Origin of the sequence: Haladaptatus pallidirubidus (genome assembly GCF_020700235.1) — an archaeon.
Lineage (GTDB): Archaea > Halobacteriota > Halobacteria > Halobacteriales > Haladaptataceae > Haladaptatus > Haladaptatus pallidirubidus.
Genome location: NZ_CP085301.1, coordinates 1,553,254 through 1,568,001 on the forward strand (window position 1 = coordinate 1,553,254; position 14,748 = coordinate 1,568,001).

Annotated in this window: 14 protein-coding genes; 6 read left to right on the plus strand and 8 right to left on the minus strand. The window is 52.7% G+C overall.

Features of this window, described 5'->3' with window-relative positions; all coding sequences use genetic code 11:
- Positions 1-377: 377 nt before the first annotated feature.
- Positions 378-2,207, minus strand: a complete 1,830-nt coding sequence (locus tag LIX15_RS08565; protein WP_227773325.1) for a hypothetical protein — start codon at positions 2,205-2,207, stop codon at positions 378-380.
- Positions 2,208-2,854: 647 nt separating this feature from the next.
- Here LIX15_RS08565 and LIX15_RS08570 point away from each other — a divergent pair.
- Complete coding sequence (locus LIX15_RS08570; RefSeq protein WP_497007435.1) at positions 2,855-4,756, plus strand: asparagine synthase-related protein; 1,902 nt, start codon at positions 2,855-2,857, stop codon at positions 4,754-4,756.
- A gap of 7 nt (positions 4,757-4,763) precedes the next feature.
- Here the strand turns inward: LIX15_RS08570 and LIX15_RS08575 are convergent, their stop codons facing one another.
- Positions 4,764-5,990 carry a carboxylate--amine ligase gene (locus LIX15_RS08575; RefSeq protein ID WP_227773327.1) on the minus strand — a complete coding sequence of 409 codons (1,227 nt, stop codon included), beginning with the start codon at positions 5,988-5,990 and terminating at the stop codon, positions 4,764-4,766.
- Between the two features lie 245 nt (positions 5,991-6,235).
- Between LIX15_RS08575 and LIX15_RS08580 the strand changes: the two genes are divergently transcribed.
- On the plus strand, positions 6,236-6,448 hold the full coding sequence (locus LIX15_RS08580; protein WP_227773328.1) for a hypothetical protein: 213 nt from the start codon (positions 6,236-6,238) through the stop codon (positions 6,446-6,448).
- Positions 6,449-6,492: 44 nt separating this feature from the next.
- Here LIX15_RS08580 and LIX15_RS08585 read toward each other — a convergent pair whose 3' ends face one another.
- Positions 6,493-8,757, minus strand: a complete 2,265-nt coding sequence (locus LIX15_RS08585) for an outer membrane protein assembly factor BamB family protein (protein WP_227773329.1) — start codon at positions 8,755-8,757, stop codon at positions 6,493-6,495.
- Positions 8,758-9,101: 344 nt separating this feature from the next.
- On the opposite strand from LIX15_RS08585, the gene LIX15_RS08590 reads away from it, so the two are divergent.
- Positions 9,102-9,311: a hypothetical protein gene (locus tag LIX15_RS08590; protein WP_227773330.1), complete on the plus strand. Its 210-nt coding sequence runs from the start codon at positions 9,102-9,104 to the stop codon at positions 9,309-9,311.
- Between the two features lie 164 nt (positions 9,312-9,475).
- Here LIX15_RS08590 and LIX15_RS08595 read toward each other — a convergent pair whose 3' ends face one another.
- The 5 genes from LIX15_RS08595 to LIX15_RS08615 form a co-directional block, all read right to left on the minus strand.
- On the minus strand, positions 9,476-9,904 hold the full coding sequence (locus LIX15_RS08595) for an ester cyclase (protein WP_227773331.1): 429 nt from the start codon (positions 9,902-9,904) through the stop codon (positions 9,476-9,478).
- Between the two features lie 322 nt (positions 9,905-10,226).
- Positions 10,227-10,481 carry a nuclear transport factor 2 family protein gene (locus LIX15_RS08600; protein ID WP_227773332.1) on the minus strand — a complete coding sequence of 85 codons (255 nt, stop codon included), beginning with the start codon at positions 10,479-10,481 and terminating at the stop codon, positions 10,227-10,229.
- The gene (locus LIX15_RS08605) at positions 10,478-10,744 is read right to left on the minus strand and encodes an ester cyclase (protein ID WP_227773333.1); all 267 of its coding nucleotides are present in this window, start codon (positions 10,742-10,744) and stop codon (positions 10,478-10,480) included. The genes LIX15_RS08600 and LIX15_RS08605 overlap by 4 nt, the downstream gene beginning before the upstream one ends.
- Before the next feature lie 37 nt (positions 10,745-10,781).
- Positions 10,782-11,870, minus strand: a complete 1,089-nt coding sequence (locus LIX15_RS08610) for a class I SAM-dependent methyltransferase (RefSeq protein ID WP_227773334.1) — start codon at positions 11,868-11,870, stop codon at positions 10,782-10,784.
- A 292-nt stretch (positions 11,871-12,162) separates the two neighbouring features.
- On the minus strand, positions 12,163-12,951 hold the full coding sequence (locus LIX15_RS08615) for a helix-turn-helix transcriptional regulator (protein WP_227773335.1): 789 nt from the start codon (positions 12,949-12,951) through the stop codon (positions 12,163-12,165).
- A gap of 376 nt (positions 12,952-13,327) precedes the next feature.
- On the opposite strand from LIX15_RS08615, the gene LIX15_RS08620 reads away from it, so the two are divergent.
- The 3 genes from LIX15_RS08620 (at position 13,328) to LIX15_RS08630 (ending at position 14,685) form a co-directional block, all read left to right on the plus strand.
- Entirely contained in the window at positions 13,328-13,495 is a 168-nt protein-coding gene (locus LIX15_RS08620) for a DUF1931 domain-containing protein (protein WP_227773336.1), read from the plus strand.
- Positions 13,496-13,738: 243 nt separating this feature from the next.
- Complete coding sequence (locus LIX15_RS08625; protein ID WP_227773337.1) at positions 13,739-14,215, plus strand: helix-turn-helix domain-containing protein; 477 nt, start codon at positions 13,739-13,741, stop codon at positions 14,213-14,215.
- Positions 14,212-14,685, plus strand: a complete 474-nt coding sequence (locus LIX15_RS08630) for a PIN domain-containing protein (RefSeq protein ID WP_227773338.1) — start codon at positions 14,212-14,214, stop codon at positions 14,683-14,685. Before LIX15_RS08625 ends, LIX15_RS08630 begins: the two co-directional genes overlap by 4 nt.
- The last annotated feature ends 63 nt before the right edge of the window (positions 14,686-14,748 follow it).

Consider the following 14,748-nt stretch of genomic DNA (forward strand, 5'->3'; position numbering starts at 1 on the left):
CCACAGCTGCTGTGTGCCCAATCTGGCACAGCATTAGCGTCGCAAAGTCTGAAAGCACATATCGACTGGTGGACACCGGCCCATACTCCCTGGCTTTCATCGACAAGCCACCAGACGACTCGTCCGGCAGTCTGGCGACTTTTCACACGTCCTTGGTCTTCAAACTGTCCAAGCTTCCGCCGCGGTCTCTCGTGAACACTCAAGGGCATCGGCAACATCACCAGAGGTGGTGGCTTCCCATGTTGGGAGTGCGTGCGCACGAGTTGGAAGGAACTGCCAAACTGACCACCGCTTCAGTTCTTTTTCCATGGCGCCAAGACAGTCTCGGCTATGACCGACCGGCAAACAATACCGAGAAGAGTAGTTGCTGGCAAGTGTTAGATTTCTAATGTTGAATCAATTCGTTCTGGGAATTCGTATTCGTTAGCTTGCTCTATAGCCTCATACATCCACAACGATCCGTGAGAAGTTTCCGCCTTGTCGTAGATTTTAGTCTCGTCCATTGTGATCAGTTTGTACTTCGTCCCACCATCGTATGGGACGGGAATAACAGATGGATGCGGAGCCTCATCGTTTGTATTTACATCGAGATTGAAGCCAGCTCGGTTTGTTGAAACTGTGGGGTAGTCACAACTCACCATTTGGCCAGCCATTTTCGGATCAGCATATAAGACCTGATACTCTCCATTGACTCGAACGATTCGGCCTCCTTCAATTTGATTCGCCGAATCTTGATATGTATCTAATACTTTCCATCCGCTAGTAAGTGATTGGTCGGTTGTCTCGGCAATCGACACCTCATCAATCCCACCAGAGTTATAAATGGCTCGCCATTTCCCAACACTCTCGTCATAGATGCCGTTAAAATCATGATACCCTCCATTCCCTAAATCACTGCTCCGCGGCAAGTTCGAATCAACTGCTTCCAAGTAATGTGTACCATGAAGAATGTTCTCTACTGTGTGCGTTACCCAAATTCGTTGGAAATCGTCATCTTGTTTTGGATCATTCGGGCCGTTCCCAAACCCACTCCACATAATTGTGAACCTATCTTGCTCGTCGTCGTAGATAACGTGTGAAGCGACATAATTTGAGATGTAGTCAGTCTTTGCTTCGGTGAAGAGAACAGATTTCATATCAATCTCGAATGTCTCTAGATCGATAGTCGCTATCGACTGAAATCCTCGATGATCAACGGATGCTGGCGTAAGCGCACAGTAGAGTTTATCATCCTTAATGAGTGGTGCGCCATCCTTGTAGGTGACTGGGATTGGACCACGGACACCGAGCTGATACGAATAGAATAACTCGAAGTCACTAAGTATTACACTTTCACCCTTTCCACATTCCGTATGAATATATGGGTTGAATGTTTCCCAGACTTGTTTATCGAAAAAATCACACACCGGATTGGTTCCCCCGGCCTTTCCAATATCGGCATCTCCGTAATACTTCCACCCTTTAGAGTCATCGTCTTCACGGGCCAAACAGGAGACACGATCACCCTGGAAGATCACGTACAAGTCGAATGGCGCCGTTGGTAGGGCGTATTCTGTGTCGAATGTTACTGTATTCGTGTGGGTTGTCCCGCTACTATCAGTTAACTTCTCGAATAACTGCAAGCTGTTAGCAGCGACGTCACTTCCGACCCACAGATAATTATCGTCATCCTTAATTAGTCCGATTCCAGCGTTCGATGCTTCATTAGACATTCCACTCTTCCCACTGTACTTCTCGACACGAAGCATCCCACCAAAGAACGGTGCAATTGGATGACATCGAGGCTCAAAACCAATTGCTTCAAAGTTCCCTGACTTATTCGATACGGTCATCGTACCAGCACTGATCCTTTGGTCGATGTCATTCCCAGTAAGCAGGTGTTTTCCGATCATATTGCCGGTGCCCTCGGCTGCACTCCGAAATGGTTGAGCGTCCATTTCCCACCTGTATAACGGAAGTGCTGGCGTTTCGATCAGTCCAAACTCGTCAGGGAGTACATTACGCCATGTTCGGTCAACCTTCCAAGTCATCTCCTCAAGAGGTGTTCCATTCGTAACCCCTGTCGATCGCTCATCGTCGGTTGCCTTTTGTGTAGAAGAAGCAGTTGTAAGTCCTACTAGTGCACCGGTCGTAGCTGCTGCGCTAGCTGCCTTGAGATACGAGCGTCGGTTTAGTTGTGACTCATCGTCCGCGGTTTCGCGTGCCATGCCGAATTTCAATGATCACCGTCAATTTAAGTAGATTTTGATTCCAGGTTATGGTTCCTACGGAGGATTGTCAATGAAAGATCACACAGCTATTCCGCCGAAATTATCAATATTCATCGGTATTCTTCTGTAGGTATTGAGAGATTGTTTCATTGGTTGTCCTGCTTTCCTCAATTGGTCTGATTTCACAAAGCACGCTGCGTACTACTATTCATTGTTTTCGCTATTCCTCTGAAAGCCACCAGATAACCACTCATGGACTGAGCTTCCCACGTTCCAACTCACCGCGTTCATGAAGCTCCTCAAGCCGCTGATGCATTGATCGCCGCTCCATCCCGACCGCATCCGCCACCTACCGAGCGGCTACAGTCGGAAACTTCGACTCCCGATTTATCCCGGGAAATTTCTGCGGATGAATGATGGTCTTAGACGATGTCTGATTATCGTGAGCATCCAATTTCTAGCGATTAATTCTGATCGTATTGCTCAATCATTCAGTACCGCGTCTAAAAAATGTCCAAATGTTATTAGTAACAATAAGATTATGTAAAGTGCCTCCGATAGCATTCTGACTTCATGCTACCACCAGTAGACGGCTCTTATACACGACTATGTGGGAAAGATAAAATTGAGGGAGGGTCGTTTGTATGGTTGGGTTGATTGGAATTCTTGGTGACTATTCCGATTCTACTTCAAAAATCGAGAACTCATTACACGGATCGGAGGAACCTACCACCTATACCTATAGAACCACGTCCGCTACTGTCCATATGTCGTTTCACTCACGGGAAAATAATAGTCAACCAGTATGGTGCCGCGATGGCGAAGTCCAAATGTGGCTCCTGGGTGAAGTGTACGGTTTCCAGGACGAATCCAGGTATACTCTCCGTCCCTCTTCAATGGCAAGCGTTGAGTTTTGCGCGTCGCTATACGAACGGCTCGGCTGGGAATTCCTTACTGGTCTCAACGGTAATTTCGTTGGTATCGTCTACGATCACGTTAGTGAGACCGCCTCAATTTTCCTCGACCGATTCGGCACTCATCCGGTTTTTTACGCCCGAATCGATGGAATACTTGTGTTTTCGACACAGATCCAACTACTCCCTTCCTTCTCACAGATCAGCCGTCGATTTGAACACGAGTATCTCTTTGAATATCTCACGCTTCGCAGGGTTTTTGGGACCAAAACACCACTCCGTGATATCGAAAAGCTCCCTCCGGCATCTGTCACGACCTACGATCTCTCCACTCACGAAATAACGTCGGAGGTCTACTGGACCCCCCACTATCAACCGGACGACAAACCGTTCGAGTACTTCGTCGAAACGTTCATTGACGTCTTCCAGGACGTTATCGACGAGCGTTTGGATTCGGATCGTGAGCCCGGTCTCATGTTGAGTGGCGGAAGCGACTCACGGTTGATTTTGGCTGCCGCAAACCGTCAACTTACCGCCTTTCATCTCGCTGGGTGGCACAATCGAGAAGCACGGATCGCCGAACGGGTCGCCGAAATCGGCAACACAGACCTTCGAATCCTCCACCGAACGGATACCACGTATCTCGAGACGTTACCGAAGAACGCGTCGCTTTCCAATTTCGATGGCTACTACTTCCAAGGCTATCTCACCCCCTTCGCGGACGAAATCACCGAGTCGGTTGATTCGCTATTCACCGGTCTCTACGCCGATACGCTGTTCAAGAGTTACCCTATTCCAGCCCGTTCACAATCGCTCGGATCGTTGGGAACGCTCACGTTACCGATCGGCGTTGAGATGAACTCACTGGCGGATATCCTCGAGTACTGGATTTCTTCGGCCGGGACAGCACTCGCTTCGCCGCCGGAATACCTCACCACGTCTCACGACCTCCATGAAATCCTATCCGCGAACGTCGTTCGGGACGATGGGAAAATCGACCACCACGGCATACGCTACGATTCGTTGGACGACTTGCTCGTCTGTAGCACGTACTATCCTCTCTCGAACGATTCAGAGTTGATCAATCTACGAAGCCTCCGCCAGCTGTGTCCGTCTCACGTCCCCTTCTTGGATAACCGGCTTGTAGATTTACACCTTCGAATACCCAAGAAATACCGCCTTCGACGCGATCTCATCAATCGGGCCGTCCAGCGGCTTGCTCCCGAACTCGCGGCTATCCCACATCCATCATCGGATGTCCCGATCGCGCGGTCTTATCCAGTGCAGTATCTCGGGCGACAAGTGGCCAGCTTCCGACGCAAACACTTACCGAGACACCAACCACCGAAATATCACCTCAATCAAGATTCGTGGCGGGATCATGCGAGGTTTGTTCGCCACGAAGACTTCGTAATCGATGCCATTCGCAAGCACGAGCCCACGATTCGGGCACTTCCGTTCTTGGATTGGGAGGGGGTAAAAACTGTCTATCGAAAGCATCAGAACGGTGAAAATAGGACTGCGGAACTGTACACGCTTCTCACCCTGTTGGAGATGCCGATCATAAAGCAGGCGACGATGGTGAGTCAAATGCACTCCTTTTCGCCCAGTACAACGGAAGAAAGTGCGTAGCCCGACACTACGTCATTCGTCGTCGGATCCCATGGGAAACTTCCGATCGTGCCAGACGGACTGTTGGGAGTGGATCGTCTACGTGGCAGTAATCGAAGTTCGGCATCTCAAAACACGAAAGCAGAACCTCCTTTATCGCTGCAGAAAGCGGTGGACGACCGACGATTGATGAATCGTCGCGAACGATGCTCGTGAGATATTCCAGCTCGCCGATCATGTAATGCGTTCCGACACCGACCTCGTATCCCGGTTCGATCGAGTCGGAGTTGCCGATCACCTGAAGCCAGTACCAGTACGGGAAATCCGCACCCGAAGCCGCCGCACATGCAAGCGATTGCCACATCCGTGGATTGATTTCGACGAGTTTGAATTCGCCAGTCGCCGCATCTTCGATGTATTCGATACACGCGAGTCCATGCCATTCGAGTTCATCGAGGACCGCCCGACCCACTGCTTCTAGGCTCGGAATCTCGACTGATTCACGGTATACACCCCCACCACCGGTATACGAATCCCCGCGAATCTGTCGATGCTGAAACGTCGCGAGCGGTTCACCGTGGTCGTAGAGCGCGCCGAATACGTACTCGTCCGTCCCATCGATGTACTCCTGGACGATCGGGACGTGGTCCATCGCTTCGCACGTTGTTGCGATATTGAGTGACTCGTTCGATGGAACGTGCTGTACCGACTTGACGATCGACGACTCGGATGGCTCATACGAATCGATGTACTCGTCGACGAGCAGGTTGTATCGCGATTTGACGACCCGATCGACGTCCCACTCGGTGGCTTCGTCCAGTAGACGTGTCTCCGGCACCGGTACCTCTGTGCGTTCTGCAATATCCATCAGCTGCTTTCGATCATGGACTCTCTTCAATGTCTCAAGTGGAGGGACGACTAGGCTAACGTACTGATCGAATTCGTCGTGATACTTCGAGAGAACGTACGTATCCTGCGGACGATGTGGAATAATCGTGTATACGTCCGAACGGGCAGCGATTCCCAGAAGTGCGTCCTTGTACGCCAGTATTTCGTATGAGGGCGGAACTCGTACGACTTCGTCGCAGAATCGGGATGCGGCAACCGGAAGGTGTTTATCTGCGACTGCGACGATCGTTCGTATGTCTGCCCGGGTAAGTGATCGAACGGATGCATACCCATGTGGATACCGTGAAGCGGGTATCACAACCCCATTTGGTTCGTCTCTACCCACCGCTTCGTTAGTCGTTCGCATGCTATTCATCCGGTATAGGTGAAGACGGGCTCTCCAATCTGTCTTTTGCCCCCTGGGACGAATTCTTGAGGGCATCGATGGACGATCAACATCCGCCGCAGATTGTGTTGAACGGGTGTTTGGAGATAGCGAGCACATGAGGCTTCAGACAACCCATCACAGAGGTCGGCACAGAATTATGTAGATCGTTTCGGAGCGGTTCTCAGCTAAAATCGCCAGCCCATTCTTGTCTCCCTCTTCCATTTATGTCACGCCAAACAACGCTGGCTGATGTTGCCCAGCGAACGATAACCGAGTGCGCGGCTGGTTCGACCGAACGCGACAACACACCGACGACTGAGCGCAATCTGCTCGACCGGGCGCAAGCACATGCGGTGGACGTCGCGGCTGAGCATTTCCCCGATCTGCCGGTTGAGGTGATTGAGTGGAAGCTTCATATCGCGCGAAACAGCAGGTAGGAGTGACAAAGTACACTCCAGAATATACGGCCAAATGATAGTACCTAGACGAACGAGTAGACACGCCCTTCGGTGACGACGTAGACGGTATCGTTACGAACTGCGGGTGCCGCCTGTGGGTTTCCGAACAGTTCGAACCGCTGAAGTGTTTCGCCCCCATCTGCGTCGAGAACGTACACGCGGCGGTCGTCGCTGCCAACGTAGACGGTATCGTCCACGATGGTGGGATTAGTCAGCGTCGCATCGCGGTCGTAATTGCCATACTCAACATTCGTGTCGAACGACCACCGTTCGGTTCCATTCGTGTTGTCAAGCGCGAACAGTCGCTCCGTGTCTCCGATGTCGTCTTTGTTGACGACGAACAGCGTGTCGTTGACGCTCGAAAGGAACTCACCGCCAACGTCGGTGGACCACGCTTCCGTTCCATCCGCTGAGTTGAGTGCGGTGAGTCCCTCGTTCGTCACGAACACCGTCTCGTCGTTCGCTGCTACTGCCGAGGTTTCTCCGTCGTACATCCACTTTTCGTTCCCATCGTCGGCCTCGAAGGCATACGCGCCCTCGCTAGACGGGGCATAAACTAAACCGTCCTGCACGGTAACGGCACCGTTCACACGGACCGAATCACTCGGGTCATCCGAATCGATCTCGGTGTTCCACAGAATGTTGCCATTATCTGCGTTGACTGCGAAGACGTATGCGGAACCGTAGAGGGAACTTTGGCTACCGAAGTAGACGACATTATTGACGACGACGGGAACGCCGGTGCCGTCCTCGACCTGCTTCTCCCAACGTTTCGTCCCGCTCGCGGCGTCGAACGCGTAGGCGAAATTAATGCTGCTTCCACCATCTCCGCCGACGGTACAGTAAACCGTTCCATTCGTGACCGTCGCCCAAACGTGACGGAAGATTGTATCATCCGAATCAAACGGCACGCGCCATTGCTCAGTTCCGGAGGTCCGTTCGAACGCGAAAAGCTCAGAATTCGTGGCCACATAGACCGACGTGTCGTCACTGATGATCACTTCGAAGGTCTCTCCATTGTCCAGTTCCGGCATCTGCCGCCAGTTCTCCGCTAGACCGGTAATGGTGTAGAGGAATCCCGCATCGCCCGCGACGTACGCGGTATCGTCGACGAGGGCGCATCCAGTCGGTGCGTTTCCGTCCGTCCGGAGGGGAACCTGCCATTGGAGGGATCCATCACCGGCATTGAACGCCGCGACTTCCTGAACGTCCTCGTCTTTGACTTTACGCGGATAGTAGACAGTTGAACCGGCAACTGATAATTCAGCAACATTGGTGTATCGTAGTTCGTCGGATTCGCTGGATTTCCAGCGGACGTTCCCGTTTTTACCGTCGAACGCCCAGAGGAGTTCGCCTTCACCGACGTAGACGGAGTCATCGGAAAATACCGGACTGGTGAGGTGAATATTTCCATTCAGCTCGTGCTGCCACTGCGAACTCCCGTCGGCGGCGGAGAGGGCCGTCAGGAACGATCTGCTGTCGCCGTGATCACCGCTCTCGTCCTGATAATTGCTCGTGAGGTAGACAGTGCCGTCGACAACCGTCGGTGCCTCAAGTACTGGCTCTGTCGCTCTGGATCCCGTGTGCACTGAGACGTCCCACTGTTTTGTCCCGTCGGTTGTGTCGAAGGCGTAGACGGTGCCGCGGTCGACGAAGTACGCGGTGTCATCAGCAACTGCGGGGATCTCGTCGGCCGTGACCGCCGCTTTGTCACCGTCACCAGAAATTTCAGCGCTCCACTTGACGTCGCCGTTCACGGCCGAGAAAGCGTACGCATAGCCCTGTCCATCGATTCGCATCTTGACGTAGACGGTTCCGTCCACTACGGTGGTTGAGGATGTGCCGAGCTCTGGCGCATCGCACTCGTCTGCAGGTGGGTCGTAAGCCGGGTTCTCGAATGTCCACAACAAAGCGCCGGTTTCGGTATCCAATGCGAACACCTTCCACCAATAGCTAATATACATCTTCCCGTCGGTGACGGTGGGGGCAGCGTCGAACGTACCGAATCGGTCGGTGTACGTGTTTTGCCACAGAACCTCATGTTCCTCAACATCGTAAGCGATGGCTTTGCCGTCGTCAGCCGCGAGGTATGCTACACCATCGACAATTGCCGGAGCCGAGAGTTCCGGCGAGTTGGCGTGTCCTAAATATTCGGTCCATCCTATCCACGGTGTTTCTCTAACCGCACGTGCGTTGGGATTGTGACCGGTATTTCCGGCGTCGAACTGGAACGTCCCCCAGTTCGAGTCGTTCAGTTCGTTCGGGAGATTGCCCGTGATGTCGGTCATTTGAGAATTTTGCTTTGTGACTGCTTTGGAGGTATTGGAAACATTGGCACCTGCGATTCCGACAGAACCAACGGCAAGACCTACTGTCTTCAGGAATAATCTGCGCGAATTGTTGTCCATGTTACGAGTGTTGGATCGAATGTAAACGTGATAAGCTTTGTGAGTGTTCAATATGAATTTACTATATCAGGAAATAATACGGACATAAGTACAGGTCAAGTATTTGTATTAGAAATTCTCTATCCATCTCGATATCTATTCTCATCGAAATCAACAGTAAGAGCACCAAGAATCTCACAGACCACCAGCATGTGGTCATACTCGATGACGTAACCGGGTAACTGATGGCCTGCACGCGTGCGCATCATGTCCACCGCACCGCCTGCTGCAAACACATGGCTGCCGTCAAGAACACGACTGACGACGGCACGCTGACAGCGTTCCCTTCGGAGGAGGGAGACGATGCCGAGCCAGATGACTGTGATTGCGACGGCCTCGGTGACTTCCCGTGCTGGCCATGCGTGAGGATAGAGCGGATGGAACTACCGAATTAGTCCCACTCACTCTGCTTGCTCGCCACTAGATATGATCCGAAGTCACTGAAGAAAGAACATCCTTGTTCTGGGTATGCTGGCGGAATACATAGAATATCTGTACGCAAAATATCGTGATAGTGAAGCTGTGAAAAAATTTGCGGTCCACCTGTCTCGACACCAGATCAGGACATGGGTGACTCTGCGACGCCGAGTTGCTGGAGCATACCTAACGTCTCGGGTTGCACCCATCGCTCCACAATCTTTCCATTCTCGATTCGAGTGAACACCATATTCGGGACCTCGAACGACTCACCAGTTGGTTCGATTCCCATGAATTCACCGTCGTGAGTTCCACGAAGCGTCACGCGCATGGCCACAGTGTCACCCTCGGAAACGGCATCCTTGACGATTGCTTCAAAGTCTGAAAATGCGTCGAGGAATTTGTCCATGTCCTCTTTCGCTGCCTCCCGTCCTTCCGTTCGCTGGCCGAATGGGCCGTGCTCGACGAAGTCCTCGGCAAATAGTTTATCGATCAAATCGACGTTCCGCTCCGTCGCGATGTCTTCTGGTACACGACGCGCAAGTTGTTTGTTCTCCTCGATGTCTGCCATTGTATCCCCCCATAGCGATTCGTTGCTACGACTCCGCTTTTACCCTCGCTTCAATGCAAGGATCGCTAGTCATATGATCGCTTCCAGTAACGATAGCCGTTATGGCACCACCTCGTTGAACAGACGAAATACGCACAGCGGAAACAATTCTCTCTCGGTGTCAACGCCCCCGGATTGATCGACGTCACCACTGGAAGCCACGAAACGCTCGTAGACTACCAGTGCATCGCTTTTATCGACGATGAAACAGCAAAAAAGAAAATGTACTGTGCTTACCTATTACCAATCTCAGATCAGCACGAGTTAGCGTCTTTGGTGCTTGTCACACTGACTTTCGTTTATCTCGAGCAGTTGCATCGACTCGTTCCGAGTGGCGTTGTGCGCGACGTTCACGCGGCCGTCCAAGCAGCATTCGCACGATGTAGCTAGGTTGCGGTGGAAACCGACCGAGTTGCTTGGTCATGCCGAGATCATCGCGCACAGCATCGTGTTCTGTGACGGCACCGTCGGCGATGCGATACCAGTGTGTCTGGTTGATGGCGAACGAACGACCCCTTGACGGAAATACGTTCGTCACGTCTCAGTCGGGCGAATCGTGGACGACAAACGGTCCATGTTGGCGGCCATGCAGGTCACCCGTGCGACGACGTGGTCTCTGTCGACAACGACTTCATGGAATTCGAACCGCATGTCGGTGAATGCCCGGTGTAGCCATCGAATCGTGGCTTTAGGCCCCTCTGGACCGCGCTGACGGGCTTCCATCGGTTCGTCGGCAGACCGGTGATTGAAATAGTCGGGTGTTACATAGGTGTTGACCGCGGCACGGTCGGCCGTTGCCACGATGTCGAACGTGGCTTAGGCGACATGCCAGTCACCTCTACGGTTTCACTTCGAGTACGAGGTTGACCGGCGTCTCAGTCGCTCGTCGAAAGCGCGTGAACCCTCCCTCGGTAGCAACCTCACGCAGTCGAGCCGCTCCTGCCTGCGCACCCAGTGCAGGGTTGCCGCCCTGATCAAGCGAATTCGGTGTACAGATCATCGTCGAGAAGGCATAGAACACCCGTCCTACCGGGTTCAGGTTGTCCTCAACCTGATCGTTGGCGAACGGCTCGACCAGCATCCACGTGCCGTCGTCGGCAAGCGTCTCCCGAACATGTGCTGCGACGCCGACCGGATCGCCCATGTCGTGAAAGCAGTCGAACATCGTTACGAGGTCATACTCTGCTCCATTATACGACTTGGCCGTTGCCGCTTCGAAGCTGACGCGTTCTGCGATACCGGCCTCCTCAGCACGCTCGCGTGCCATGTCGATCGAGTGGTCGTGGTAGTCGATACCGACAAAGGTGGACTCAGGGTACGCTTCGGCCATGAGGATCGTTGTTGCCCCGTAGCCACAGCCCACGTCGGCTACGCGTGCACCGTTTTCGAGCTTCGTTTCCATCCCGTCAAGGGTGGGAATCCACTCGCTTATCAGACTCGCCGCGTACCCAGGTTTGTAGAACCGCTCCGTGGCTGAGAACAGCTCCGGGTGATGTTCGTGCCATCCGACGCCGTCGCCAGTCTGGAATGCCGCTTCAATGTCGTCCTGGACCTCTGCAATGATGGCGTTAGTTCCCTGAAACCCTCCCAGCATAAATGTGGGACTCTCCTCGTTGGCCAGTACGAGTCTCTGTTCGGGAGAGAGGCTGTAACGATCCGTCTCGGGATCATAGGTCACATACCCACCGGCGGCCTGTGACCGTAGCCACTCGCGGACGTAGCGTTCGTGCGTGTCGGTATGCTCGGCCAGTTCGGTCGACGTGAATGGTCCTGCATCAGCCAATGCTGCATAGAGACCGAGCCAGTCGCCGATCTCAGCCAGTGCGGCTTGAAACGCCCCGCCAAGATCATTGATAGCTGTTCCAACGAGTTCGTCTAGCTTCTCTTCGTTTATCTGGTCTTGTCCTGTTCGATTGTCTGTTGTCATAGTCGTCTCTCCTGCGTGAAGGTGGACGAGACACACCAATACGTTGTTATCTGATGCAATTCACCCAGTGCATGCCAGCGTTGCGGCCGGTGCAAGTGATGCACTAGTTGCACGAAATCCATTGCTCGGCGAATCCCTGGTTCGATATGCGTGAGTCAACGAACGTGATCTGAACCCCAAATACGACCAATGCTATGGCCAACCGAGGTTGTCGATAGCTTCACGGCCTGAAGCTTCCGGTCTTTTCTGCTTGTAGGGCGCTAAATCCTTGCCATTTACGGCGATGAGGGTGTCACGCTTCGATCGCTTCCATATTGAGAGAGCGAGCCTCATTGCGATAGGACTCGTAGAGTGGGGTCGCCCACTCACGTACCTTCGAGGCGTCGGTGTCGACAATCGCTCGTAACATACCGGTATCTGGGTCATAGCCGGTGAGGGCTATGCGGTCGTCAAAGATAGTGAGCCCACACGGAAGCGTGTCGTGCAGCAGGATGGTAAGGTTGCCACTCGCGAGGCCTTTCTTGGCTGCCTCAGGTGACCACTCAAGCACAGCTTCGACGATAGGTGGTGGGTAGATGATCTCGGTCTCCATGCCGGCACGAACGTTCTGGAACAACGAACCAGCGTTGGCCGATTTGAGTGTTGCCGTCCCAAAAGCCCGCATCTGCTCCGCATCTTCGATTAACTCATCATAACGATGCACGGGTTTGTAGGGGTCCTCGGAGTCGACGACCGTGACGACTGCCTCAGCAAACGCCTCGATTGTGATACCGAGGCTTTTAGTTGGAAGCCATTGTGCGACATCTCGGAGTTTCCGCTCGGTCTCCATTCGGGTGAGCAAAGTGGTGACCTCCTCCGCGATAAATTGGCCCGCTGATGTCGCCCGGTGTTTATGACCGTCTCGGACAATCCAGCCCTGCGTTTCGAACTCGCGCAGCATCCGTCCGATCGTGGACGACGATGCGCCGGTTACTGCCCATAGATCCGACCGGCTGTGCGGATCGTCAGCTAGTGCGTTGATTACCTCAATGCGGTGCTGCGATCGTACGAGATATTCGATCTCATCGCGTGCAGATTCCATGGTACTAGTTCGCATTTGGCACTATATTGTTTTGGGTTGAACGTTCTCATCGTCTACACTGTCTCGATTAGAATAGGTAAGGTTCATCCCTAGAACAACCTTTTCTATCAAGTATTCTCCTGGAATCCATCAAATAACCACCGTGGACTGAGCTTCCCTCGTTCAACCGCTCCACCCTTATGCACCTCCTCGAGCCCCTGATCCACTGGTCGCCGCTCACTCGCGAGCGCATCTGCAACCCACCGAGCGGTCACAGCCGGAAACTTAGATTATAGTGATATATTAAGAATTTTACTGCCAATGGTACGAATTAATGATCTTTTCTCGGCTATTTTGCCGCTGTCTTTTTGTAGTATTATTCCGTCTGGATGGCTGTATGGCTGATTTGATTGTCAAAGCCGCAGTGAAAGAACAGCTCGAAGGACAAAATGTGGCGAGTGATTTCTATGATGCACTCGATGAGGAAGTTGCAACTGTCCTCGACAACGCTGCCCGACGAGCCGAAGAAAACGATCGCAAGACCGTCCAAGCACGCGATTTGTAGCTGCTCATCGTCCCTCACCCACAGTTTTATTGCATCAGTATGATACGATAGCCCTGTCCCGATTCATGAAAAGAGGACATACTAATACGGTGTCTACAGGCTGAACAGACCGAGTGCCTCGGAGGTCAAGCCCTGAGACGGTTCACTGCAACAATAACAGGATGTTCAACATCATCTCCCTAAACGCTGACAATGCGAAACGTTTAGGAATATACGAAGAATTCGTATATTCGTAAACTCCGTATGAGCATCAAAGACGATACCCCCATCTCACGGAAACGCCTTCAAACCGTGTTTGAGCAACTGGCAAACGATCGAAAGCTCGACATCCTCAGCTACGCGGCCGATCACGAGTGGTTTACCGTAACGGCCCTCAAAGACGACCTCGGAATTCCACACACGACAGCGCACGACTATTGCCGTGAGTTGCACCAAGCAGGCCTTCTACATCGCGAGCAAATGAAGCCTGCAACCTACAGTGCTGTTGAGTTCGACATTCAACTGTCACTGGATGCCATAGCAACAGCTGTCGAGACAGAGTCTGAAACAATCGATTATATGCTTGCGACGTATGGAGACGGCATCATCGACGAACTTCTCGATATCTGGGAGCGTGTCGATGCGGGTGAGCTCACCTATCGCGAAGCGAGTGGTATGCTTGACATGCAGCACGCCGATTTTCTTCGGCTGGCGTCTGAACTTGAGTTGTTCAACCGATGACTGTCGTGGTACTGGATGCAAACGCGGTTATCATGCATGGGCGAGCGTTTCCGGATCGCGTTCGTACCGCCGTTGAAGAGGGAGCAACGCTCATTCTTCCACGATCGGTCAAGCAAGAACTCGTTGACGACGTGCTTGCGGCTGACAATGCACCTGCTAATCATCGTGCCTCGGCACAGGCAATCCAAGACCTTGTCGACGAAGGATTTCTTGTCCTTCGGACACCGGATTTTGAGAGATATAGCGGCGTCATCGACGAAGCACGTCAACACATTGCAGGCGATACGCTCCCGGAATATACCGTCAAAGCCGATCAATACATTCCAGCCCTTGCCTGTGGTCTCGCTACTGACGATACCGTCCATCTGATTACCGCCGATACGAAACTTCGTACTATCGTCCAGGATATCGCTGCCCGGCACGGAGTCGCAGAGAACGTTAGGTTGATTGATCCATTGACGGTGCTGTAGTAATCAAGATCTATTTTCCATCCTTACTTGGCTAGTTTCCGGGAATCCACCGGATAACCACCC